A 23,195-nucleotide genomic window follows, 5' to 3' on the forward strand; every position below is an offset into this window, starting at 1 on the left:
CCCATAGATGAAGAAAAGAGCAAAGAAAGGGAACGAAAGCAGCCGATTCGTGCCCATGCACCTAGAAACACACAAAGAACGGGAAAGAAAAATCCATATGAGCACTATTAAATGGATAAAAGGATGGATAATAATGCCCTAAAAGCGGATTGACAGGATTGTCTTTGTTTTCAGCATTAGTTTTCTTATTTTCATAGGCTATTCAGCGTACAGCATTTGGTCTTTCAGTTCCCAAAATGAATTGGTTAAGGCGGATGCAGCGATTGTCCTCGGGGCTGCAGCTTGGGATGACGAGCCATCTCCTGTTTTACGTGAGAGAATAAACCATGCGAATTGGCTCTATGAAAATGGATATGCTGAGAAGATAATTTTTACAGGCGGCAAGAGTGGTAAGGACATGTTTGCTGAATCGGAGGCCGCGAGGGAATATGCTATAAAAAATAATGTTAAGACAGAAGACATTCTTATTGAAACAAAATCTGCCATAACAGAAGAGAATCTCCAGTACGCCCTTAATGTTGCTTCCAATAATCACTTGGAGACATTTCTCATCGTCGGCGATCCTCTGCATATGAAAAGAGCTATGCTAATGACGGAGAATGTTGGGATGGAGGCTTATTCATCCCCGACACAGAGTTCGGTTTATACATCATTAAAAACGAAAATTCCTTTTTTCTTTAGAGAGCTTTTTTTCTATATAGGCTATATGATTAGCTGTCCTTTTCGTTAATAATAGTGGATCAATAAAAAAGGAACAGCTCCCAATGGGCTGTTCCTTTACTATAGTCCTATGACAAGACCTCGGTCTCCGTTAAGGGTATTTTTTGTGCAGGAGCCGTTTCTGTTTCAGGAACGGCTGTTACCTCAATGTACTTAATATGGTGTTCCTCCATATCAAGGATTTTAAAGAGGTACTTTTCGTGCTGGATTGTATCGCCCTGTTTGGCTTCGTAATTTTCAGTCAAGATCCAGCCGCCGATGGTATCGACATCTTCATCATTGATGTCAGTTCCAAGAAGGTCATTGACCTCGCTGACAAGAACTTTTGAATCAATAATATAGTGTCCTTCTTTTGTATTTCGGATCATTGGCACTTCATCCATATCAAATTCATCCCGGATTTCTCCGACAATTTCTTCGATGATATCCTCTACTGTCACGAGACCCGAAGTTCCGCCATATTCATCCATCAAAATGGCCATATGGATTCGGTCCTTCTGCATTTTTAGAAGCAGTTCATGGATCGGAATGCTGTCAATGACCCTGATAATTGGACGAATATACGATTCGAGTGTGCTTGAAGATAATTCACGATTCATGATCAGGTCCGTCATGACTTCTTTTATATTGACCATGCCGATAATATGGTCCTTATCCCCGTCTATAATTGGATAACGTGTAAATTTTTCTTCCTGGACGATTTGAAGAAAGTTTTCCAGTGTATCATCTTTTGAGAGTGAGACAATCTCTGTACGCGGAACCATAATTTCTTTCGCGATACGATTGTCAAACTCGAAAATTTTATTTACATACTTAAACTCAGATTGGTTGATTTCGCCGCTTTCATAGCTTTCAGATAAAATGATGCGAAGTTCTTCTTCCGAATGGGCCAATTCGTGTTCAGAAGCGGGCTTTAGTCCAAACATGCTGGTTAAAAGACGGGCAGAGCCATTCAACGCCCAGATAATCGGATACATGATCCGGTAAAACCAAATTAAAGGACGCGATGTTAAAAGGGTAACGGCTTCAGCTTTTTGAATAGCCAGCGTCTTGGGAGCCAATTCGCCAACAACCACGTGAAGAAAGGTAATAAAAGCAAACGCGATGCTGAATGAAACGACTTGGGAAATGGAATCCGGCAGATTGAACTGGTTAATCACAGGGCGAAGCAGATGTTCAATCGTCGGTTCACCAAGCCAACCTAGGCCAAGAGCGGTTATCGTGATTCCAAGCTGGCAGGCTGAAAGATATTCATCCAGGTTTGAAATGACTTTCTTGGCAGCAATTGCATTTTTATTGCCTTCTTCAATTAATTGATCAATTCTTGAACTTCGTATCTTTACGATGGCAAATTCCGAAGTTACGAAAAAAGCCGTTAAAGCAATTAAAATGGCTATAAAAACCAAGTTTAATATGTCCAAATAAGTTCCCCATATCCCGCTAGAAACGGGCAGGGTGTCACCTCCTGATAATGTGAAAATGGGATTAGCTTGTCAGGCTGGAAAGGGAACGGAGCAATGCAATGCTTTCAACAGTCAGCTTCTTGGAAATGCCGTCCTTCTGTTCTTCATCCAGTGTGTTAATTAGCGGCATGAGAACCGATATTTCCTGGTGAAGCTGCTTCATTTGCAGTGTGACTGCGTCGATGTGCTTTTCAACTTCCCCTGTACGTATCTCCCTTTTCGTCTTCATTTCTAGTTTTCTTTTAATCTCTTCAAGCGGAAGATGCAGTTTTTTGCATTCTTCAATAAACCTTAAATCAGACAGTACGTCTTCAGAATATATTCGGTAATTCGATTTTGAGCGTTTCGCTTTTATAAGGCCGATGCTAGTGTAATAGTCAATTGTTCTTTTAGATACATTAGCAATACTTGCTAATTCGCCGATACGATAGTAAGCCCCATCATATCACCTCTGCTTTTGGTTACTTATATCTCACCGGAGTACCGATCCGTAAAGAGATATAGTTAGAGTTAATTATACTTTAGCCCAAACCATACAGTCAAACGTAGTAGTTTGGAAAAAAGGGTTATTTTTATTTTATGAAAAAATGCATGAAATATGAAATAAAAAGATTCGAAAAAATTAAAAAATGTTCCAGGAGATAAAATAGATCCTGGAACCTTTGCAAAAGAAGCTGTTAAGTTTTTATGACTTCGATATAAGATATATGGTGGCCTTCTATTTCTTGAATGATAAATTTGTAGCCCTCTTCCTCAACTAAGTCTCCCTGTACAAGATCATACTTTTGAGTCAGGATCCAGCCTCCAATGGTATCTACGTCCTCTTCGCTAAGATTAGTGCCAAGGAGGTCATTTGCCTCCGAAATCAGCAGCTTGGCATCCAGGATAAAATGGCCTTCATCCAATTTCTGTACAAGCGGGAGTTCGTCTGCATCAAATTCGTCCCGGATTTCACCAACTATTTCTTCAAGGATGTCTTCAACTGTGACCAATCCGGCTGTTCCTCCGTATTCATCCAGGAGTAATGCCATATGGGATCTGTCTTTTTGCATTTTTAAAAGTAAATCATGAATAGGAATGGTTTCAATAACCCTTATAACAGGCTTAATATACTGCAATAGTGGTTTTTCGCCTTCACATTTTTTTCTTACACAGTCCGTCAAAATTTCTTTGACATTAATAATGCCCAGAATATTGTCCTTATCACCGGAAGTGACGGGATATCTTGTATATCGCTCATCCAAAATGACGTCGAATATTTCGGATAAGGTGGACTCCTCGGGAAGGCTGACAATCTCGGTTCTTGGAACCATGATTTCTTTGGCTACCCGGTTATCAAACTCGAAAATTCGGTCCACATATTGAAACTCTGAAGGGTTGATTTCACCGCTCTTCAAGCTTTCCGATAAAATGATGCGAAGTTCTTCTTCAGAATGGGCCATTTCGTGTTCGGACACCGGCTTAAGTCCGAAAAGCCCAGTGACAATCCTTGCTGAACCATTCAGAATCCAAATAAAGGGATACATAATACGATAAAACCAAATTAATGGCTTTGAGAAAGTTAGCGTTATAGCCTCTGCTTTTTGAATAGCAAACGTTTTCGGCGCAAGCTCCCCAATTACCACATGCAGAAACGTCACGACAGCGAACGCAATAATAAAAGAAAGAATATGGGTAATGGATGCCTGCAGGTTTAAGCTTTCAAACAAAGGCCGCAGCAGTCTTTCAATGGTTGGCTCTCCAAGCCAGCCAAGGCCTAGTGCTGTAATGGTTATTCCAAGCTGGCAGGCAGATAAATATTCATCCAGGTTGCTGATAACCTGTTTCGCGGAATGAGCTTTGGTGTTTCCTTCAGCAATCTGCTGGTCAATCCGTGAAGTCCGAACCTTTACAATGGCAAATTCAGAAGCAACAAAAAAAGCTGTTAAAGCGATTAGGAAAAATAATAAGAAAACGTTAAGGATAGTCATATAAAATCCTTACATGAAATGTAAGGGGCCTGCACCTCCTTTATAATATGTACTTTTCCCTTATTCATGGATTTTAAAAATAGATACGCTTAAAAAGCTTGTTTACCATGAGACTACCCTTATAAAGGAGAAAGATAACTAAGGAAAGCAAAAAGTGCGAAAGTTGGATGAACCTGTTAGGTTCAATGAAATGTACCGGAAAATCTCCTGCAGAAAAAGGTTTCAGGAATCATTAATGAAAAAGAAGCCTGCAGATTAGGCTTCCTTTTTAAAACTTCCATTCTCTTGCAAGCATTCCGTACACAGCAAGGTCATGATATCGATTATAAAGAAACTCCCCGTCACGGATCATTCCTTCCTGTTTAAAGCCGAGCCTTTCAGGAATGGCCCGGCTTTTCAAATTTCTTACTCCGCAGCGAATTTCGACTCTGTTTAATTTCAAATCAAGAAAAGCGTGATTTACCATGGCCTGGACACTGCGAGTCATGATTCCCTTTCCTTCAAAGCCTTTGGCCAGATAATACCCGATGCTAGTCTGCCTGTTGTGCCAGTCAATCTGATGAAAGCCGATTGAGCCTGCTAGCCGGCCCCGATAACGGATGCCAGCGTTAAAGCCGTTATTATCAGCAAACTGCTTCAGCCACATTGGAATAATGGAGTGATACTGTACAGGCGAAGCCATATTATCCACCCAGGGCAGCCACTCCCTTAAATGCTTGCGGTTGCTATCCACCAAATTGAATAGTTCTTCAGAGTGGTGAAGCTGAAACAGTTGCAATTCAATCTCCTGATTTACTTTTAAGCAAAACACAGGCAACTCTCCTTCTTTCTTTCTATTTAAATATTTCTATAATAAAAGGAATCTTTAAAATAATACATAGCTTTTTGGAAAAAATAACAAATAACTTAATTCTTTATTCTTCCCGTTTAAAGTGAGTTTCAAAATATTCTTATCCGGGTATAATTCCTGAAAATATTTTGTCTTAAATATTTGTCTTTTAAATTATATTAACGGAGGTACAAACTATGAAGCTCACAACAAAAATTATACTGGGCTTAATTCTGGGTGCCATAACAGGCTTGGTGTTAAATATGGCAGCACCTGAATTATTTAAAATCGCAGATACATGGCTATTTGGCCCTCTTGGTAAGATATTCATCAATCTAATCAGCATGCTTGTTGTGCCGATTGTATTGTTCTCAATCATTCTGGGTGTGGCAGGTTTGGGCGATCCGAAAAAGCTTGGCCGAATAGGCGCCAAAACAATTACCTATTTCCTTTCCACAACAGCGATTGCCCTTATTATCGGGATTTCACTCGCTTTAGTCATTAAGCCTGGTGAAATGGGCAAATTTGATACTTCCGGGGCAGAATTCAAGTCTGAAGAAGCTCCGCCTGTCAGTGAGACATTATTGAATATTATTCCAGTAAACCCTTTTGAGGCATTAACTTCCGGAAACATGCTCCAGGTTATTGCTTTTGCTATATTTATTGGTTTTGCTCTTACAGCATTAGGCGAGAAAACAAAAGGGATCCTAAATCTGGTTGAGCAAGGAAACCAAATTATGATGTTCCTGGTTGGCATTGTAATGAAGTTTGCTCCGTACGGAACCTTTGGGCTGATTGCCTCTGCAATTGGCAGCCAGGGGCTGGATGCTATAAAGGCAATGGGCGTTTATATGCTCGTTGTTGTGGGAGCATTATTTTTACATGCTATTGTTACCTATGGATCAGCCGTATACTTCCTGGGAGGCAGAAACCCTATTTCTTTCTTTAAAGGATTTGCTCCTGCCATGGGAGTGGGCTTTAGTACTTCAAGCAGTAATGCGACTCTTCCAATTTCGATGGAAACTGCCCAAAAAAATCTCAAAGTTCCCGAATCGGTCAGCAGCTTTGTGCAGCCTCTTGGAGCAACGATTAATATGGATGGCACTGCCATTATGCAGGGGGTTGCGACAATTTTTATTGCCCAGGTATACAATACAGACTTAACCATTGGGCAAATGGCTGCAGTTGTCCTGACAGCTGTATTGGCAAGCATTGGTACAGCTGGCGTTCCAGGTGTAGGGTTGATCATGCTGGCCATGGTTCTCCAATCTGTTAACCTTCCTGTAGAGGGGATTGGATTGATTCTCGGAATTGACCGTTTGCTGGACATGATCAGGACTTCAGTCAACATAACCGGTGACGCATCATGTGCGGTTGTAGTGGCAGAAACGGAAAGAAAGCGGACCCTCAAGCTTTCTGCCGGAAAAAAAGAAAAATCCTACAAGACATCCATGAATGAAATATAAAAATAAAGGCTGACTCCTCATTTCAGGGAGTCAGCCCTTTATTATTTATTCAATCTTTTGCTCTACAATCGGCAGGAGTATGCTAAAAACAGTCCGGTCAGGATCAGAGTCACATGTAAGTTTACCTTGATGCTTTTCAATTATTTCCCTGCAAACAAATAATCCAAGTCCGGTTCCAAGGGTTTTGGTGGTTACGAATGGTTCGAAAATGGAAGAAACAAGATGGTCGGGAATTCTCGGACCGTTGTTAGCGATATCAAGTTTAATTTGGCCTTTTCCGGTTAACTTGCTTTTGATTTCAATCACAGGATCGCTTCGGTACTGAGTTAGGACATCGATCGCATTAAAAATGATATTAATTAATACCTGGCGGATTTCATCTGCATAGCCTTTTAGGTAAATCTCTTGCTGCAGATCCTGCAAAATTTTGACTTTCCCATCCAAAATGCTTGGGTACAAAAAAATCAGTACTTCTTCAATTAATTCATTAAGGGAAAATGTGATTTTCTCCTTTCCAATCAATTCCTTTTTTGAAAGAAGCAAAAATTGGGATATTCGAAAGTTTAATTGTTCAAGCTCATTTGAAATGATGTCCAAATACTTCATAGTTGGATGTTCGGATTTCAGCAGCTGGATAAATCCCTGCACGGAAGTAAGCGGGTTTCTGAATTCATGAATAAAGCTGGATGTCATTTGCCCCAGCAGCGTTAATCTGTCTTTATGGGTTGAATCGATAAATTGGGTTTTCTCTCTAATAATCTGATCTTTAGCATCCGTATATCTTGAAACAGCATGATATAAAAACTTATCAAAGCAATAACTGATTTTTTCATGATATTCCTGCAATTCCTGATAGCTAATATCGGCATGGTTTAAATATTTGTGAATGATTGAACGGCCAATATTCACATTGTAAACAAAGTCTCCAATGTTTATTTCAGCTTTAACACGCTGTTCAGCTACAGAAAATGCGAGCTGCTGAATGTATCCTTCCAAATCTTTCTCACTCTTTAGCAGGAACTGAATAACAAGATTGAACATCGCATCGCCGTTGTCTCTAATTTGCTCTTTATAAGGATCATCGTCAGTGATGAGAATTTTATTCTTCCATTCACTCAAAAGGGTTTCTCTTTCGTTATGCAAAAGTTCCAATACGACATCATTTGTTTCGATTGCCATTTTTACCTCCACTCTTTCGCAAAAAAACAGTCTATTCCATAAATAAATTTCGCTAGATTGCGGCAAAATCCTTTGTAAATTTTATGGAAAATTAAAGAAGACTTCTTAAAATCAGATTAAACTTTTAGGATTTAGCTCAATTGTTTCCCTGGTGATTTACATTTGGGCCAAAAACCTGCAGCTGCTAAAGATGGGGTGAGACCGATATGGCGGCAAACATTCTACTGGGTATCCTGATTTTTGGATATACAGGCTGGCCACTGTTTAAGTTTGTTTAAAGCTCTTTTCTAAAAGATTGTTGTTTTTGAATAGGTTATGTGAGATAAACAAGGTTGGTTGATTGGAGCGTAAGGTGCGAGACTCCTGCGGGAGAAGCGGGACAGGTGAGACCCCACAGGTGCTGCGCGCCGAGGAGGCTCACCGCCCGCCCCGCGGAAAGCGAGCATCCTGGAGCGGAAATCAACCTCTCCTCACTTAGCAACAAAGTTTGCAAAAACAGCCTTGTTCAAAAATCTAAAAAAGGCAAATATGCAAGCTGCCTATAAAGAATTCCTCCTCCGCTATGCTGTACCACTGCTGGGAATAATAAAAATGAGTAATGAGAAATAAACTGCTCGGGGCAAACAGCAGTTTATTTTATTTGAAATTTTGCCACTATTTCTTTTATAATAAAATGACCAGGTGTAAATTTACACCATAAATGAAAAGGGATGAAGCTGCATTGACAAGAGACGAAATTATATTAAAGGTATCTGATAAAATTCGCCTGATACGAACAGAAGCAGGCTATACACAGGATAAGATGGCAGAAATAATCGGAGTTTCAAAGAAGACACTTGTACAAATAGAAAAAGGGAGAGCGGAAGCAGGCTGGTCAACAGTTGTAGCTGTTTGTGCATTGTTCCGGGAAACGGAAACAGTCAGATTTCTTTTTGGGAATGAACCGCTTGAGGTTTTGGAAACGGTTGCCAGAGAGGGAATCGATTATAGGAAGGAAAAGACGCTTGGCGGTAAAATCTGGTGGCGTGAAATAAAGAGAAGCAATGGTTTAATTCTTCAGCAGAATATAATCAGCCAGCACTACCGGATCATTGACCAGGATCATTTCCGCATCTACAGCAGTTTTGATGAAGCTTCCTCGACAGAACGGTTTGAAGAATTGTCAGCAGAAAACGGAGGCCTTTTGGGCTAATATTTTATTTCCTGAGGGGAGAAGATGGCTCCAAACATGGCGCTTTTCCTCATTTACCCGCTTTCGGCTATTGTGATGTTTCGGCTCTAACAGGGCTAATGGTGGATCACTCTCTTAATATATATTTTTGTGGAGGGAGCCTTTACAAAAAGGCTGCTTAATCAGGAAATACTCAAGCTTGGACTGTTTACAGACTTAAAGTTCCGGCAGTGGATAGATCTATTTTTGGTGCCTGATACATTCACCTTTCTATACATAGGCATAAGTTTTTTATTTCTTTGGATATATGACAAGGTTCCAGCTGCAGCGCGTAAAATACGGGTGAAGCATGGCAGGTTATCTCACAGCAAAAAAGAAGCACTATAGGATCGTTTAATCAAAGAAGCAGCCTTTATTGGGCTGCTTCTTTGATTAAAATGGCTAATCTTCATTACGGTATCTTCGGATTTTCTTTGTCTTTGGCAATCAGCACCGGACATGGAGCGTTTTGTGCGATTTTGGCACTGGTGCTTCCAAGAAACATCCTTTTAATTCCCCCTTTACCGGAGTTCCCGACAATGACTAAATCTGCTTCTTCAACAGCAGCATAGTCACATATGCTATCGGCAGGGCTTCCCTCAAGAACATCATATTTGGCATTAATGTTATATGGTTCAATTGCTTCCCTTGCGTTGTAAAAGGCTTTGTCGACACTGTGTGTAACTTTTGCATGTGTGACGGTATTCGATTCATCGTGGTAGACTGGCAGCGGAGGAATCTGAATCCCTTCAAGCAAATAGCCGTTCGTTCTAACCGGCTCTACGACCTTTTCATTGCTAACAGGAATATTTTCAATTTTTTCTTCAAAAACCTGGGCAACCAGCAATTGGGCATCAGGATTTTCTTTCACTAACCTAATAGCTAAATTTAAAGCATTCTTGCTTCCATCTGTATCATCATAACCAACTACGATTCGGTTAAACTGTAAACTCATTATCGATCATCCTTTCGTGAGGAATAGAAATGTAGTTTTCTATTGTATATATACCCGCCTGTACAAAAAACAATCTTTAACACATTAAGACCGGAATGGGCATTATTTTTAAAGCCCCCAAAAAAAGCAATGATGCTGCGAAAATTTTAGTAATACTTTAAATTGGGGTGAGCATACATGAGGCCGGAAAGCAGTAAAGGCATTCATCCGACAATAAAAAAATGTTTGCAGCATCTTGATGTTTTGCAGGCAGATGATAAAACTAAACAAATTGTATATATGTATATGGAATCACTTCTTTTAGAATCAGCGAAATCAGCACAGCTTCCTAACCTGCAAGCAGAAGTTCCTTTACAAGCAGAGCATTGAAAAAGGAAAGCATTCGGACTCTGTACTGCCCTGTAAATGTTAGACACCAAATAACATTTACAGGGTGTTTTTTATGAAGTTTTTGCTTTATTAACAAAGGTGTGTAATAGCTGGTTTTTTGGGTAAATGTATATGTCAGGTATATTTCTGTTTGCCATTCTGGGAATAAAATACTATATGAAAACTTTATCTTTGCAGTTATCCTGAAATCGGTATAGACTGATAGCTGCCTTAAATAGGCATGATTTAAAATTGGATAAAAGAACTGGAGCTCCTCTTCAATTCATGTGAACCCAGCAGGAGCTTTATAGTAAGCGATATTGGAGGACTTATGAGCAAGAAAACTTTATTTATTAACAAATTTCAATCAACCTGGAAAAATCTTCATTTAACGCAAGTATCCATATTATTGGCATCCTCATTCGTTTTAGCATTTCTTAGCTTCGTTTATTTTTCATACAAAGATGCGGATATAAGTGCGCTTGAAGCCGGGTTGGCGCAGTCTACAATAATTTATGACGCCAATGGAGAAATTGCCAGCAAGATTTCGGCAAATAAAAATGAAGGAATTTCGATTGACCAAGTTCCGGATCATATGAAGGATGCTGTCATTGCCATTGAAGATCACCGTTTTTATGAGCATGGCGGCATTGATTTAAAGGGAATAGGCAGAGCATTTTTCACTAACATGAAGTCAGGGGAAATTGTTGAAGGGGGCAGCACGCTTACCCAGCAGCTGACGAAAAATGCCCTTCTGTCTTCAGAGAAAACTTATAAGCGAAAATTGGAAGAATTCTTTCTCGCATTGGAAATTGAAAAGGAATATAGCAAAGAAGAAATTTTACAAATGTATTTAAATCAGGTTTATTTTGGAGAAGGGGCATGGGGCATTAAGCGGGCCGCTATGAAATACTATGCAAAAGATGTGCAGGACCTGACTATAAGCGAAGCAGCTTTGCTGGCCGGTTTGGTAAAAGCCCCTTCAGCAATTAATCCATATCAAAGTAAAGAGAAGGCAATTGAACGAAGAAACATAGTCCTTGACCGAATGAAGGAACACAACTTTATTACTAAAAAGGAATGGGAAAAAGCGAAAAATGAACAGCTCGTATTTAATGACAGCGGCGGCGATCCTTTTAAGGGGAAATTCCCTTATTATGTAGATGTGGTACTGGAGGAAGCTATCAAGAAATATGATCTATCACTTGATGAGCTGCTTAGCGACGGTTATCAAATCTATACTGAATTGGATCAGGAGATGCAAACCAGTGTAGAAGAGACTTATAGAAATGATTCCCTTTTCCCTCAAGGCACTGGCGATCAATTGGTGCAAAGCGGAGCCATCCTGCTTGATCCTCAAAATGGCGGCATCCGTGCTCTTGCTGGCGGCAGGGGGGAGCATACCCTATTAGGCCATAACCGTGCAGTTCATGGGGTGGGACAGCCGGGGTCAACAATGAAACCTATCGTTCCTTACACAGCTGCCCTGGAAATGGGCTGGAACATAACTGATCAAGTAAAAGATGAAAAAATGACTTTTGGAAAAGATTATGAGCCAAATAATTATAATGGCCAATTCCGCGGGAATGTTCCAATGTATGAAGCAGTCAAGGACTCTTTAAATGTTCCTGCAGTATGGCTGCTTGATGAAATCGGTATGGATAAAGGTGTAGGTGCTGCAAAGCGGTTTGGAATACCGGATGAAGCCATAAATCGGAATCTCGCGCTTGCGCTGGGAGGCACGAGTGAGAATGTTTCACCGTTAACAATGGCTCAGGCATATGCTGTCTTTGCAAATGGCGGCGAAAGGCCCGAAGCTCACTCTATTACTAAAATAGTAGATAAAGATGGCGAGACAGTTGCAGAATGGACAGGAAAGAATACAAGAGTCATATCTAAGGACGTAGCGGAGAAAGTTACAACGATGCTGCTGGGGGTAGTCCAGCATGGAACGGGCAAGGCTGCCCAGATTCCCGGCAGGGAAGTAGCCGGAAAAACTGGAAGTACACAAATGACAATAGAAGGGATCGACGGGGTTAAAGACCAATGGTTTGTCGGGTATACACCACAGCTGGTCGGTGCTGTGTGGGTAGGGCATGATAAAACAGATGCAAATAATTACCTTACTACATCCAGCAGTGAAGGAACGGCGCCAATATTCCGGGAAATCATGTCGGGGGCCCTTAAGAATCAGGAACCTGAGTCATTTAATGTTCCACAAATTGCTGCTCTTATGGAGCAAAGACAAAGGGATCAGCAAAGAAAAGCATGGGAGGAAAACATTAAAAAGGAAGCAGAAAAGATAAAAGAAAAGATTGAAAAGGAAAAAGAAAAATGGCAAAAGAAATGGAATAAAGAGAAAGAAAAGGGCAAAGGAAAAGATAAAGAAAAGAAGAATGATTAATAGTATAAAATCTTCAGAGTACGGTTGAAAAGCTGTACTCTTTTTTATACCTATTGGAGGTTATGCATTATGGCAGAACAATTCTATGATGATTTGGCAGGAGTATATCACTTTATTTTTAAAGACTGGGATCATTCCATCGCTAAACAGGGGGAAGTGCTGGCAAGGGTGTTAACCGCAGAAGGCGTAAAAAGGTCCTTTTCTATATTGGATTGCACCTGCGGTATTGGTACACAGACATTGGCACTTGCTAAGAGCGGCTATAAAATAATTGCATCAGATATTAGCGGGAAATCTATTGAACGTGCGAAAAGTAAAGCTGAAGGGAGGAATTTAAAATCCCATTTTTTCAGGCTGATATCGGGCATTGTCATCTGTTTTCCCCTTCCGTTCCATGTTATTCTTTCAATTGATAATGCCTTGCCGCATCTATTGACTGATGAGGATTGTGCATCGGCACTTTCAGAGGTTTATAGTTTGCTTAAACCGGAAGGAATCTTTTTTTTCCATCAGGGATTACGATGAAATTCTTTTAAAAAAACCAGCTTCCACTTTGCTTTCTCAGCATAATACGATAAAGCTCTGGGGATGGCATAAGGAATCAAATATTTATGATTTAAAGCATTTTACCATGCTGCAAAAGGAAGGAGAATGGGCAGTTTCCGAGAGAGTATCCCAGTACAGGGCATATAAAAGGTGTGAACTGGGTGAATTAGCATTAAATGCTGGTTTTCACGTGTAAAATGGCTCTTTCCGGAAGAAACGGGATTTTATCAGCCAATGGCGATTGCCTATAAATAAAATTAAAAAGGCCTGCAGGCAGGCCTTTTTAACCGTTATATATGAATTAGAATAACCAGCTAATTAAAGCGCCGATTACCACAATAGCTCCAACAACCATAAAAATAGTGCGTATCATTCAAATTCACCCCAATCCCTTTGCGATATAAATAATCTGTATAGTTAACTTAGATTTGAATTGTTTCTGAAGAATTGATGAAGCGTTTCTCTGTCATGCGCAGTACTGAAATATGGCTTGTGCACATTTCCTTAATCTTTTCAAGGTGATCCTGGACTTCATTTCCTTCTACAATAATTTTTATTGTCGTTTGCGGTTTAACAGTCAGTAAGAATGAAACCAATTTGGACAAGTTTGAGGCATCTACAGCTTTATGCTTGCTGTATAAATATGTAGTGCCTTTAAAATGTTTTGATGCCTGATGGATTTCCAGCATTTTCTTCATGGTGAATTTATTTTGTACTAGAACGTTGGTAGAAATAATTTCTTTCATTTTTAAAATCTCCTTTTTAAAAGTTTTTTATATTAATCGATTAATAGGTGATGTCGTTTGTACTAGGAATTTACCCAGGGGGAAGAAAAGGTAAACCACACATGAATAAAGTGTGAATAATTACCTATTTTTAAGGACTGAAAAATAGGCTTTGTAAACTTGCGTGATATTTCCGCTGCAGGCGCTCGCATTCCGTGGCTTCCGACGCTCCTCGGCGTTCTACGCCTGCGAGGCCTCCCTTGGGTACGCTTTTCCCGCAGGATATTGAAACAGCATCCTAGAATAATCACTGCACAAAGGAAATGCGAATGTATTTTCGGGAAGTCTCTCTCCTTTCGCTCCAATCAACACAGTGCTAAATCCAGAATAGCTTTTAACACAGCTGAAAAAATAAAAAAGAAACCTGTAATAGGTTCCTAATATGATTGTCTAAGGGCATGCAGGCCTTTCTCCGTAATTTGAGTTCCGGTTCTTCCTTGATGGACCACGACATAGCCATGTTGTTCGAGCTCTTTCAGCCTTATTCTGATCTGCTGCTCAGATAATGGAATAGGTGTTTCCCGGGAAAGTGCAGAAAGCTTTTTTCGGCTTGCAGGATTCCCTGCTTTGTTCAGCTCATCAATCATGTTTAGCAATAGGAGCTGTTCCTTTTTCTTTTTGCTGCTGATAAGAATGGGAGGTGTTCTATTTTCATCAGCTTCTTCCAAATCAGCTGGCAGATCGGCGGTTGTTATAACATCATTTTCAGATACGGCAAGCATGTATTGGACAGTGTTTTTCAGTTCTCTTATGTTTCCTTTCCATTCCATTCGCGATAATTTTTCTAGTGTTTCATTATTTATGGAGGCAAAAGGTTTGTGGCTTTGATCGATAAAGGCCTGTATTAAAATAGGAATGTCTTCACTTCTTTGCCTCAGGGAAGGCAAAGTTAAGGATAGGACTTTCAACCGGTGATAAAGGTCTTCGCGAAACTCTCCCCGGTCAATCATTTTCTTTAAGTTCCTATTTGTGGCGGCAATAATGCGGACGTTAATAGGGAGGTTTTTATTGCCTCCGATTCTTCTGATTTCCCATTCCTCGAGCACACGAAGAAGTCTGGCTTGAAGCTTCGTGCTGATGTCTCCAATTTCATCCAAAAATAAAGTCCCTCCATCTGCCTGCTCGAACAGTCCTTTTTTTCCCCCTTTTCTTGCCCCAGTAAATGCTCCTTCTTCATATCCAAATAACTCACTTTCCAATAGCTCTTCAGGAAGGGCGTTACAGTTGATACCCAGAAAAGGAGAGTTTTTTCTGCTTGATTCAGAATGGATTGCCCCCGCGAATAACTCCTTGCCAGTCCCGCTTTCTCCCTGTATTAAAATTGGCAAGTCAGTCGAAGCAAGTTTTTTGGCAATTTTAATAGTATCTTTGAGAATGCTGCTATTGCCCAAGATGCTATGAAAAGTATATTTGGATACATATCCTTTCTTTTGAAGCTCATGTTTAACAGCTTTCTCCATTTCAATTGTTTCATCCATATCTTTGAATGTGGCTACAACGGTTTCTTCATTTGCAATAGGAAAACGATGGACCATTACATTTGTTTGCCTTACAGTAAATGCTTCCTGTGCTTCTAATTTTTCTTTCAATAAAAATCGGAGAAGTTCTATGTTTTTGAAAACGTTGCTCACTTTCTTTTTTAGGGCAAATTCAGTTGAAATTCCGGTCATTTTTTCAAGTGCTTCATTAAAAACAGTAATAGTGCCTTTGGAATCGATAGCCAATATTCCATCATTAACACCGTCAACCACCCTTTTTAAATATTGATTCAATGTAACAGCCTCCTGCTTAAGGGCAGACAGCTTTTTGCTGAGATTAATAATTTTACTTGTATATTTATCGGTTATATTCACGCTAAGTGTTTCAGGAAGCCTAAAGTAATCAACGATCTTCATAATCGTATGAATATCGATCAGCCTAACACCAAGATTTATTTTTATCGGAATAAAGGAAGGGATCAACTCCATTTCCCCGGGAGTAACCGCAATTTTAATCGAGCCAGGTACATCCCAGCCTGGTGAGTATGGAATATACTGGATATGGCTTATTCCGAGTCTGTTCAAAGTCTCTATTGAATCATGAACGCTTTCAGGAAAATCATTTACATAAAGTACAGAAGTTTCTTTCGGTATCTCGAATAATGAATCAATATAGTCATAGTTAATGGTCCGATGGGCAACGATCACTTTACAGCTTGAATCGATAATATGTTTTACTTCATCATGGATTAAATAAGATGAATACACGATAAGTGAATCCTTAATATTTGCCGGCAAGAAATCCTCTGAGGCGTAGCTCCTGATGTTTACATAGCGTCCCAGCATGCTTTTTAGCTGTTCAGTAAGGGCCTTGCAGGTTTCTTTTGTACCAGCTAACAATACTAGCTCTTGTTTCAACCGAATCAATCCTTTAATGTTTATTAATGGTTATGATTATACCAATAAAATAACCATTAAAGCACCATTAACTCTCACTTTTCCTTATTTTCTGAACTTTTAAGTTGGCACAGAAATTGCAATAATGATTACTAGAAATATATAAAACATAAGGGGGAAAGAGGATGAGTGAGAAAAACAAAGCATGGAAGGTGCCGCATACATTTGTCATTGTCTTTTTTGTAGTAGTTTTGGCTGCGGTTGTTACATATCTTGTTCCGGTGGGACAATTTCAAACGGAAGAGGTAAGCTACTCCAAAGATGGAGAAGAAACGACAAAAACGGTTTTGACACCAGACAGTTTTGAAATTGTAAAGGACGAGGAAGGCAATCCGGTTAAAGAGGGAACAGCCTTATTTGAATCTGGCGGCGGAGCAGGTCTTTTAAATTATGTTTTTGAAGGCCTTGTTTCAGGGGATAAATGGGGTTCTGCAGTTGGCGTAGTAGCTTTTATCCTTATTATTGGCGGAGCTTTTGGAATCATCATGAGGACAAGGGCAATTGAAGAAGGCATTCTAAGTGTCATTGATAAAACAAAAGGGAGAGAAATCTTAATTATCCCGATTATGTTTTTCCTGTTTTCTTTAGGGGGCGCTGTATTTGGCATGGGAGAAGAGGCTATTGCTTTTGCTATGATTCTTGTTCCTTTAATGGTAGCTCTTGGATATGATGCGATAACAGGGGTTATGATTACTTATGTAGCAACGCAAATTGGTTTTGCGACTTCCTGGATGAATCCATTCGGGGTTGCAGTAGCTCAGGGAGTTTCCGGAGTGCCTGTTTTATCTGGAACGCCATTTCGTATGGGAATGTGGGCCGTTTTTACGCTGATTGGCATTATTTATACATGGCGTTATGCTTCAGGCATAAAAAAGGATCCGCTTAAGTCAGTAAGCTATGAAACTGACCATTACTTTAGAAAAGACATGAAAGCAGCAGACCTGGATATCAAGTTTACATTAGGACATGGCTTGGTATTATTGACGATTTCAGCAGGAATTGCCTGGGTTGTGTGGGGCGTAGTGGAACATGCTTATTATATTCCTGAAATTGCCTCACAGTTCTTTACGATAGGGTTAGTCGCGGGGTTTGTTGCAGTCATTTTTAAATTAAATAATATGAAAATTGATGATATCGCAGAAGGCTTTATTCAGGGTGCAAAAGACCTGCTTCCTGCGGCTTTGGTGGTCGGGATGGCTAAAGGAATTGTTATCATTTTGGGCGGAGACAGTCCAGATGCTCCTTCGGTATTAAATACAATGCTTTATGGGGCCGGACAGGTTATAGGAGATTTCCCCGCTGCAATGTCAGCTTGGTTTATGTATTTATTTCAATCTGTTTTCAATTTCTTTGTAGTATCTGGATCTGGACAGGCAGCATTAACCATGCCTTTAATGGCTCCTTTGGCAGACATAGCAGGTGTTTCAAGGCAAGTCGCTGTACTGGCTTTTCAGCTTGGAGATGGTCTTACAAATATTTTTGTTCCAACTTCTGCTGCCCTGCTCGGAACTCTTGGTGCCGCAAGGATGGACTGGGGAACATGGGCTAAATTTATCATCAAGTTCATGATGCTTCTCGTAGCTCTTTCTTCTATGTTTGTGATAGGAGCAGTGCTGATCGGTTTCTAATAGAGGGGCAGGGATACCCTGCTTCTTCTGGATTGATTACCAGCAAATTTTTACATTAAAATAAATAACAGCTATGTCTTTACAGAAAGGGGTCTAACAGTGTTAACTCTCATAAAAAATGCAGAAATATATGCTCCTCAATATTTAGGGAAAAAAGATCTATTAATCGTTGGCAATAAAATCGGCTTTATCCGGGACTTTATTGGAAAACCTGAAGGGTTTGTTGATATCGAAGTTATAAATGCAGAGGGGATGGTTGTCGTTCCAGGATTTATTGATTCACATGTACATATTATAGGGGGCGGCGGGGAAGGCAGCTATAAAACACGAACTCCTGAAATACAGCTGACAGATGCCACTTTATCAGGTATTACTACATTGGTAGGGGTTATCGGTACAGACGGCACCACCAGGACAATGGTCAGCCTTATTGCAAAAGCAAGAGGGCTGGAAGAGGAAGGAATCACTTGCTATGTTCAGACAGGCTCGTACCAGGTGCCTGTCAAAACACTGACAGGCAAGATTGAGGACGATCTTATCCTTGTGGATAATATTATTGGGGTTGGGGAAATAGCCATTGCTGATCATCGCTCATCCCAGCCAACAGTTGAAGAAATGGCCAAAATTGCCTCAGCTGCCCGGATTGGCGGGATGCTCTCCGGCAAAGCCGGGATCGTGAATGTCCATGTTGGTGACAGTTTTGATCACTTGAAGCTGCTTGAAGAAGTGGTGGATAAAACGGATATACCAATCAAGCAGTTCTATCCAACTCATATCAACCGCAATCCTCATTTATTTGAAGAGGGTATTCGCTATGCCCGAAAAGGGGGTTTTGTCGACTTTACGACAAGCAGCATTCCAAAGTTTTTTGAGGAAGGGGAGATTAAATGCAGCGTTGGCCTAAAGAGAATGCTTGGTGAAGGAGTACCAATTTCACGCATTACATTTACTTCCGACGGACAAGCGAGCCTGCCGGACTTCAATGAACATGGCGAGTTAATCGGACTACAAATCGGCAAAGTCTCTACACTGTATAAAGAGGTCCGTGATGCCATTTTAAATGAGGGTATACCCATTGAAGATGCTATATCCGTTATTACCAAAAACCCAGCTTCCATTTTAAAGCTTCATCGCAAGGGGTCAGTAGAGGCAGGAAAGGATGCAGACCTGGTGCTTTTAAATAAAGACGATCTGTCAATCCATTCTGTTTTTGCCCTTGGCAGAAAAATGACTGAGAATGGGGAAGCGCTTGTTAAAGGGACATTTGAATAAAGACGAGATAGGTTTGGACTGTAAAAGTTCAAGCCTTTTTATATGGTTTGGCCCGTAAATACGTAAAGTTGACGATATATTTGGGAAGTTGATGATATATAAATCCACTATATAGCTTTTAATAGGGAATAAAACTAACAGCTTTATATAATGGCTGTTTTCGTAAAGTTTGTTGCTTTTTGAAGGCAAACTTATTTTACCCACTGAGTTGATTGCAGCGGAGGGCACTTAACTCTTCGAAAATGCATCCGCATTTCTTACGACGAGGTGTTAATTCAGGGATGTTTAGACAATGTACTGCGGGAAGAGAGGGAAGTGCGAGACCCCACAGGCGAAGCCGAGGAGGCTCGCAACCCTCCCCGCGGGTTCGCTGAGTGCCTGTAGCGGAAATCAACAGGCAGAATTCATAAACACAAACAACAATCTATGAGAAAAGAGCGTATATAATTAAGGAAGGACTTTTTATGCATTCTCAGTCTCCAGGAGGAGATGACTACCATCAGAAGCCGCTTATGCAAAGGGTATTCCTGAGATAATATATAGCTATAAAACTGGGAAACTGAGGTATAAACAGATGAAAAAATTTAAAGAAATTTTTCAGAATGCCAATTATGTGAAATTGTTTTTTGCTAACTTAACTTCACAGATGGGCAGTACGATCGGTCTTACAGCATTTATGTTTTTTCTTCTCGATCGTTTTTCAGAACAGCCTTTTTATGCAACTTTAACTGAGCTGATGTTTTCGGTGCCGACTTTGGCTGTATTCTTCCTTGTCGGTGTGTTTGCGGACAGGGTGGACCGCCAGAAAATAGCTTATTATTGTGACTGGATCGGCGCTTTTCTATCTATTGTGCTGTTAATGACCATTATCATCGGCTGGATGCCGCTCGTTTTTGCTGAATTATTTTTAAGGAGTGCGATTCAAAAATTCTTCTTCCCCGCTGAGCATGCAATGATACAAGGTATATTGAAGAGTGAAGATTATACAACCGCTGCTGGATTGAACCAGGTTGTTATGAGCCTTTTCATGCTGTTTGGCAATGGCCTCGGTATTCTTGTATACTGGTCTGTCGGCGTTTACGGAGCCATTCTTGCCGATGCTCTTACCTTCATTGGAAGTGCATTGTTAATAAAATCGTGCCGCATCCCCGAGGAAGTCCGGCTGCCAAATGGGCGCCATAAACTTAAAGACCTTAATATCCCGCTTGTCTTCAAGGATTTTAAGCTTGGGATGAAATATATTTTACAGCATAAATTACTAACTGCTTTGCTTGTTGGCTTCTTTGTGTTTGGGGTAGTAAATGGCGGCTATTCTGTGATGCCGATCTTTATGCTGAAATATAAGCTGGAGCCGCAAACCTACGAAGAATATTCAATTTTGCTGGGTGTGTTCTTTGGGGTTGGTGTGCTGATTGGCAGCTTTGTTGCCTCTCTGCTCACTCAGAAGTTCAAGCTTTATCAGCTTATTATAGCCGGATTATTGATATCGGGAAGTTTTATTGTAGTTGCCTCATTCGCGGAAAATACGTATCTCTTCCTTGCGCTATTATTTGCTGCAGCCTTTGGATTGCCTTTAGTAAATATCTCCATAGGGGGATGGATGCCAAGCATTGTTGATCCCAAAATGATGGGAAGGGTTCAGGGGTGGATCAGCCCTTTAATGATGCTATCCCAATCCATAACACTCGGCTTCATAGCTGTAAGCTTCCCGTCATTACTTAAAGTTGAGATGCTGTATTGGATGGTAGGCGGCTGCTTATCGCTCGTAGGTGTGTTTTACAGCCTGGTACTGCCAAAGTTAACCAAAAAAGTCGAGAAAAATATAAAATCGCATTCTTTGGAACAAACCGGTACAGTATAATGAATTAACTTAAGGGGCTTTTTATATTTTGACTGTGTTAAAGATCAATGTTGATTTTAGACCCTGTTGATTGGAGCGGAAGGCGCGAGATCCTTGGAAATGTATTCGCATTTCCTTCGTGCGGTGTTTATTCGAGGATGGCTATTCAATGTCCTGCGGGGGGCGGATCAAAGGGGGACCACAGGCTTATTGCTTTAGGAGGCTCCCGGGCCGCCAGCGGAAAGGGAGTGCGTGGAACAGAAATCAACAGGCAAATTTAACAGAGCCCATATTTTAAGAAATAATTTTTAAAAATAATGAACGAATTCATCTCTTGAGCGTCTTATGAGTGAAATAAACAGTAAACAATGGGATGATGGGGAAGAGAGGATAGAAGCTGATGGAGGAGAAAGACCTTATTATAAGTGCCAAACGAGGAGATCAGCTCGCTTTTGCCATGCTTTTTAAAAATAACTATCCCTTTCTGGTTAAGTACTTAATTAAAATTACGATGAATCCTGACACAGCTGAAGAGCTCGCTCAGGAAACAATGGCCAAATGTGTAGAAAAAATAGGTATGTTTAATGGTAAAGCCAAATTTTCCTCCTGGCTAATATCGATTGCGACCAATTTATTTATTGATCAGCAGCGGAAGTCACAAAGAGAGAAAAATTGGAAGTATCAGGAAGAAACATCCAGGAGGATGAAGTGGCAGCTTGAAAGCCGAAATGAGGAATGGAATGATGCCTTATCAGCTCTTGGAAAGCTTAAAGAAGATATCCGAATTCCTATTATTCTTAAACATTATTACGGCTATTCTTATGAAGAAATAGGAGAGATGATGAAAATATCTGCTGGTACCGTTAAATCAAGGGTGCATAACGGGATCATGGCTGTAAGAGAGGAGTTGAAACTTCATGACGAACCGAAAAGTGCTGCCGCTCGAACACGAACATCAAGATGAAAACGATTTGGCTGCTATAAAGGAGATAGAGGATGGTTTGGATTTGCTGGAAAAAAATGTTCCGGTGTACACTCCAGATCTGCAATTCTTTGAACAGTTGATTACTGACCAAAAACAAATCATGAAAAAGAAATTATTGAGGGATTTGGCCATCTTTATAGTTGTTGCGCTCCTTGTCGTAAGTTCTGTTTTATTCATGCTGTACCAGCTTCCGGTTGCCTTTTTTATTTTGCAGGGAATTGTCACTGTTTTTATAATTGCTTATAGTACAGTCAGTTTTGTTAAGCAGGTGAATGGTACATGAATAACGAAGAAATTTCCCTTCCTTTACTAATAATTGTCGGAATCATTTTAATTGCACAGAGCACCTTTTTATTTTTGGATGCAAGAAAGCACGGGCATAATTATTGGCTATGGGGAATAATCGGATTAATTCAGGCACCAATGCCGACACTGTTTTATTTGATTTTTGTTAGAAAGATTTGGCAGAAAAAAGATAAGTATTGAGGGATGGAAGGATGAAAAGGTTAAAACAAATGCTGCTGCTTACAGCTACAGGCGGGCAGCTACTGGGAATCGCCATGCTGTTCATTAATATTAAAGCAGCGATCATGTTTTATATTTTATATGCAGTCATGATTTTTGCGATTTTTATTGTGCTGCTGGCTGAGAGAAGGAAAGAAAAAGAGGAGGATGACCGGAATGATTATCGTAACTACTGATATGATCCATGGAAAAGAAATTAAAGAAATAAAAGGATTTGTAAGAGGCAGTACTGTACAGACCAAACATATCGGAAAAGATTTATTGGCTGGGTTAAAAACAATTGTCGGCGGAGAAATTAGCGAGTATACAGAAATGATGGATGAAGCCAGGCAAAAAGCTATTGGCAGAATGGTGGAGGAAGCCAGGGCAAAAGGGGCAAATGCAATCATTGGCATGCGCCTTCAAACTTCGGCAGTCATGCAGAATGCTGCCGAGATTATCGCCTATGGAACAGCAGCAGTTGTTGAAGAATAATAGAAAGCTAACCAGCTGCATTCGGCTGGTTTTTTATATGTGTCTCTCAACAAATGAAAGGAAAAAGGGGCTGTCTGGTTTTTGCATGTAAAAAAGAGGGAAGGTATTTGTAGGATATAGGAATTTGGCAGTTATAAGCT

The 23,195-nt window shown here is 40.3% G+C and carries 22 protein-coding genes and 1 pseudogene; 14 read left to right on the plus strand and 9 right to left on the minus strand.

All coding sequences use genetic code 11. The features are described 5' to 3' along the window. Positions 1-148: 148 nt before the first annotated feature. Positions 149-730 (plus strand): YdcF family protein, encoded by a 582-nt coding sequence (locus tag IQ19_RS15630; RefSeq protein WP_144543311.1) that lies wholly within the window; start codon positions 149-151, stop codon positions 728-730. Between the two features lie 58 nt (positions 731-788). Here the strand turns inward: IQ19_RS15630 and IQ19_RS15635 are convergent, their stop codons facing one another. The 5 genes and pseudogenes from IQ19_RS15635 to IQ19_RS15650 all read right to left on the minus strand — a co-directional run bounded on the left by IQ19_RS15635 (position 789) and on the right by IQ19_RS15650 (position 4,964). Further along, a complete protein-coding gene (locus IQ19_RS15635; protein WP_144543312.1) occupies positions 789-2,141 on the minus strand; it encodes a hemolysin family protein in 1,353 nt (450 codons plus the stop codon). Between the two features lie 64 nt (positions 2,142-2,205). Next, positions 2,206-2,412 carry a MerR family transcriptional regulator gene (locus IQ19_RS28565; RefSeq protein ID WP_242021021.1) on the minus strand — a complete coding sequence of 69 codons (207 nt, stop codon included), beginning with the start codon at positions 2,410-2,412 and terminating at the stop codon, positions 2,206-2,208. Between the two features lie 9 nt (positions 2,413-2,421). Beyond that, positions 2,422-2,607: pseudogene (locus IQ19_RS29025) on the minus strand (MerR family transcriptional regulator); the annotation flags it as partial. A 253-nt stretch (positions 2,608-2,860) separates the two neighbouring features. Further along, complete coding sequence (locus tag IQ19_RS15645) at positions 2,861-4,153, minus strand: hemolysin family protein (protein WP_144543314.1); 1,293 nt, start codon at positions 4,151-4,153, stop codon at positions 2,861-2,863. A gap of 268 nt (positions 4,154-4,421) precedes the next feature. Then, positions 4,422-4,964 carry a GNAT family N-acetyltransferase gene (locus IQ19_RS15650; RefSeq protein ID WP_144543315.1) on the minus strand — a complete coding sequence of 181 codons (543 nt, stop codon included), beginning with the start codon at positions 4,962-4,964 and terminating at the stop codon, positions 4,422-4,424. 215 nt (positions 4,965-5,179) lie between these two features. On the opposite strand from IQ19_RS15650, the gene IQ19_RS15655 reads away from it, so the two are divergent. Further along, positions 5,180-6,448 (plus strand): dicarboxylate/amino acid:cation symporter, encoded by a 1,269-nt coding sequence (locus tag IQ19_RS15655; RefSeq protein ID WP_144543316.1) that lies wholly within the window; start codon positions 5,180-5,182, stop codon positions 6,446-6,448. Between the two features lie 45 nt (positions 6,449-6,493). Here the strand turns inward: IQ19_RS15655 and IQ19_RS15660 are convergent, their stop codons facing one another. Continuing rightward, complete coding sequence (locus IQ19_RS15660; protein ID WP_144543317.1) at positions 6,494-7,627, minus strand: histidine kinase N-terminal domain-containing protein; 1,134 nt, start codon at positions 7,625-7,627, stop codon at positions 6,494-6,496. A gap of 721 nt (positions 7,628-8,348) precedes the next feature. Here IQ19_RS15660 and IQ19_RS15665 point away from each other — a divergent pair. Further along, positions 8,349-8,819 carry a helix-turn-helix transcriptional regulator gene (locus IQ19_RS15665; protein WP_144543318.1) on the plus strand — a complete coding sequence of 157 codons (471 nt, stop codon included), beginning with the start codon at positions 8,349-8,351 and terminating at the stop codon, positions 8,817-8,819. 430 nt (positions 8,820-9,249) lie between these two features. On the opposite strand, the gene IQ19_RS15670 is transcribed toward IQ19_RS15665, so the two are convergent. Next, on the minus strand, positions 9,250-9,792 hold the full coding sequence (locus IQ19_RS15670; protein WP_144543319.1) for a universal stress protein: 543 nt from the start codon (positions 9,790-9,792) through the stop codon (positions 9,250-9,252). Positions 9,793-9,969: 177 nt separating this feature from the next. On the opposite strand from IQ19_RS15670, the gene IQ19_RS15675 reads away from it, so the two are divergent. From IQ19_RS15675 to IQ19_RS15685, 3 genes are all read left to right on the plus strand, one after another. Beyond that, the gene (locus IQ19_RS15675; protein WP_110065496.1) at positions 9,970-10,161 is read left to right on the plus strand and encodes a hypothetical protein; all 192 of its coding nucleotides are present in this window, start codon (positions 9,970-9,972) and stop codon (positions 10,159-10,161) included. Between the two features lie 331 nt (positions 10,162-10,492). Further along, on the plus strand, positions 10,493-12,565 hold the full coding sequence (locus tag IQ19_RS15680; RefSeq protein ID WP_144543320.1) for a transglycosylase domain-containing protein: 2,073 nt from the start codon (positions 10,493-10,495) through the stop codon (positions 12,563-12,565). A 69-nt stretch (positions 12,566-12,634) separates the two neighbouring features. Continuing rightward, positions 12,635-13,090, plus strand: a complete 456-nt coding sequence (locus IQ19_RS15685; RefSeq protein ID WP_144543321.1) for a class I SAM-dependent methyltransferase — start codon at positions 12,635-12,637, stop codon at positions 13,088-13,090. 443 nt (positions 13,091-13,533) lie between these two features. On the opposite strand, the gene IQ19_RS15690 is transcribed toward IQ19_RS15685, so the two are convergent. Together IQ19_RS15690 and IQ19_RS15695 are read right to left on the minus strand one after the other, a co-directional pair. Beyond that, complete coding sequence (locus IQ19_RS15690; RefSeq protein ID WP_144543322.1) at positions 13,534-13,857, minus strand: HPr family phosphocarrier protein; 324 nt, start codon at positions 13,855-13,857, stop codon at positions 13,534-13,536. 416 nt (positions 13,858-14,273) lie between these two features. Further along, positions 14,274-16,292 (minus strand): sigma 54-interacting transcriptional regulator, encoded by a 2,019-nt coding sequence (locus IQ19_RS15695; RefSeq protein WP_242021022.1) that lies wholly within the window; start codon positions 16,290-16,292, stop codon positions 14,274-14,276. Between the two features lie 164 nt (positions 16,293-16,456). Here IQ19_RS15695 and yfcC point away from each other — a divergent pair, with 164 nt between their 5' ends. The 8 genes from yfcC to IQ19_RS15735 all read left to right on the plus strand — a co-directional run bounded on the left by yfcC (position 16,457) and on the right by IQ19_RS15735 (position 23,055). Then, positions 16,457-17,959, plus strand: coding sequence for a putative basic amino acid antiporter YfcC (yfcC, locus tag IQ19_RS15700; RefSeq protein WP_144543323.1), 1,503 nt, complete (start codon positions 16,457-16,459; stop codon positions 17,957-17,959). A gap of 99 nt (positions 17,960-18,058) precedes the next feature. Beyond that, positions 18,059-19,231: a beta-aspartyl-peptidase gene (gene iadA / locus IQ19_RS15705; protein ID WP_144543324.1), complete on the plus strand. Its 1,173-nt coding sequence runs from the start codon at positions 18,059-18,061 to the stop codon at positions 19,229-19,231. A gap of 574 nt (positions 19,232-19,805) precedes the next feature. Then, complete coding sequence (locus IQ19_RS15710; RefSeq protein ID WP_144543325.1) at positions 19,806-21,092, plus strand: MFS transporter; 1,287 nt, start codon at positions 19,806-19,808, stop codon at positions 21,090-21,092. A 379-nt stretch (positions 21,093-21,471) separates the two neighbouring features. Then, complete coding sequence (sigY, locus tag IQ19_RS15715) at positions 21,472-22,035, plus strand: RNA polymerase sigma factor SigY (RefSeq protein ID WP_144543326.1); 564 nt, start codon at positions 21,472-21,474, stop codon at positions 22,033-22,035. Further along, the gene (locus tag IQ19_RS15720) at positions 21,989-22,339 is read left to right on the plus strand and encodes a YxlC family protein (RefSeq protein ID WP_144543327.1); all 351 of its coding nucleotides are present in this window, start codon (positions 21,989-21,991) and stop codon (positions 22,337-22,339) included. Before sigY ends, IQ19_RS15720 begins: the two co-directional genes overlap by 47 nt. Then, on the plus strand, positions 22,336-22,542 hold the full coding sequence (locus IQ19_RS15725; protein WP_144543328.1) for a sigma-Y antisigma factor component: 207 nt from the start codon (positions 22,336-22,338) through the stop codon (positions 22,540-22,542). Before IQ19_RS15720 ends, IQ19_RS15725 begins: the two co-directional genes overlap by 4 nt. Positions 22,543-22,553: 11 nt before the next feature. Then, positions 22,554-22,757 carry a hypothetical protein gene (locus IQ19_RS15730; RefSeq protein WP_144543329.1) on the plus strand — a complete coding sequence of 68 codons (204 nt, stop codon included), beginning with the start codon at positions 22,554-22,556 and terminating at the stop codon, positions 22,755-22,757. Beyond that, a complete protein-coding gene (locus IQ19_RS15735; RefSeq protein WP_144543330.1) occupies positions 22,738-23,055 on the plus strand; it encodes a YbjQ family protein in 318 nt (105 codons plus the stop codon). The genes IQ19_RS15730 and IQ19_RS15735 overlap by 20 nt, the downstream gene beginning before the upstream one ends. The last annotated feature ends 140 nt before the right edge of the window (positions 23,056-23,195 follow it).

It is taken from the genome of Cytobacillus oceanisediminis, assembly GCF_007830235.1.
Lineage (GTDB): Bacteria > Bacillota > Bacilli > Bacillales > Cytobacillaceae > Cytobacillus > Cytobacillus oceanisediminis.

Coding starts and splice junctions, on each gene's coding strand:
- IQ19_RS15655 (WP_144543316.1), top strand. CDS start 5,180: ATGAAGCTCACAACAAAAATTATACTGGGCTTAATTCTGGGTGCCATA.
- IQ19_RS15725 (WP_144543328.1), top strand. CDS start 22,336: ATGAATAACGAAGAAATTTCCCTTCCTTTACTAATAATTGTCGGAATC.
- IQ19_RS15660 (WP_144543317.1), bottom strand. CDS start 7,627: ATGGCAATCGAAACAAATGATGTCGTATTGGAACTTTTGCATAACGAA.
- IQ19_RS28565 (WP_242021021.1), bottom strand. CDS start 2,412: ATGAAGACGAAAAGGGAGATACGTACAGGGGAAGTTGAAAAGCACATC.
- IQ19_RS15670 (WP_144543319.1), bottom strand. CDS start 9,792: ATGAGTTTACAGTTTAACCGAATCGTAGTTGGTTATGATGATACAGAT.
- IQ19_RS15645 (WP_144543314.1), bottom strand. CDS start 4,153: ATGACTATCCTTAACGTTTTCTTATTATTTTTCCTAATCGCTTTAACA.
- IQ19_RS15710 (WP_144543325.1), top strand. CDS start 19,806: ATGAAAAAATTTAAAGAAATTTTTCAGAATGCCAATTATGTGAAATTG.
- yfcC (WP_144543323.1), top strand. CDS start 16,457: ATGAGTGAGAAAAACAAAGCATGGAAGGTGCCGCATACATTTGTCATT.
- IQ19_RS15690 (WP_144543322.1), bottom strand. CDS start 13,857: ATGAAAGAAATTATTTCTACCAACGTTCTAGTACAAAATAAATTCACC.
- IQ19_RS15675 (WP_110065496.1), top strand. CDS start 9,970: ATGAGGCCGGAAAGCAGTAAAGGCATTCATCCGACAATAAAAAAATGT.
- IQ19_RS15685 (WP_144543321.1), top strand. CDS start 12,635: ATGGCAGAACAATTCTATGATGATTTGGCAGGAGTATATCACTTTATT.
- IQ19_RS15730 (WP_144543329.1), top strand. CDS start 22,554: ATGAAAAGGTTAAAACAAATGCTGCTGCTTACAGCTACAGGCGGGCAG.
- sigY (WP_144543326.1), top strand. CDS start 21,472: ATGGAGGAGAAAGACCTTATTATAAGTGCCAAACGAGGAGATCAGCTC.
- IQ19_RS15735 (WP_144543330.1), top strand. CDS start 22,738: ATGATTATCGTAACTACTGATATGATCCATGGAAAAGAAATTAAAGAA.
- IQ19_RS15720 (WP_144543327.1), top strand. CDS start 21,989: ATGACGAACCGAAAAGTGCTGCCGCTCGAACACGAACATCAAGATGAA.
- IQ19_RS15680 (WP_144543320.1), top strand. CDS start 10,493: ATGAGCAAGAAAACTTTATTTATTAACAAATTTCAATCAACCTGGAAA.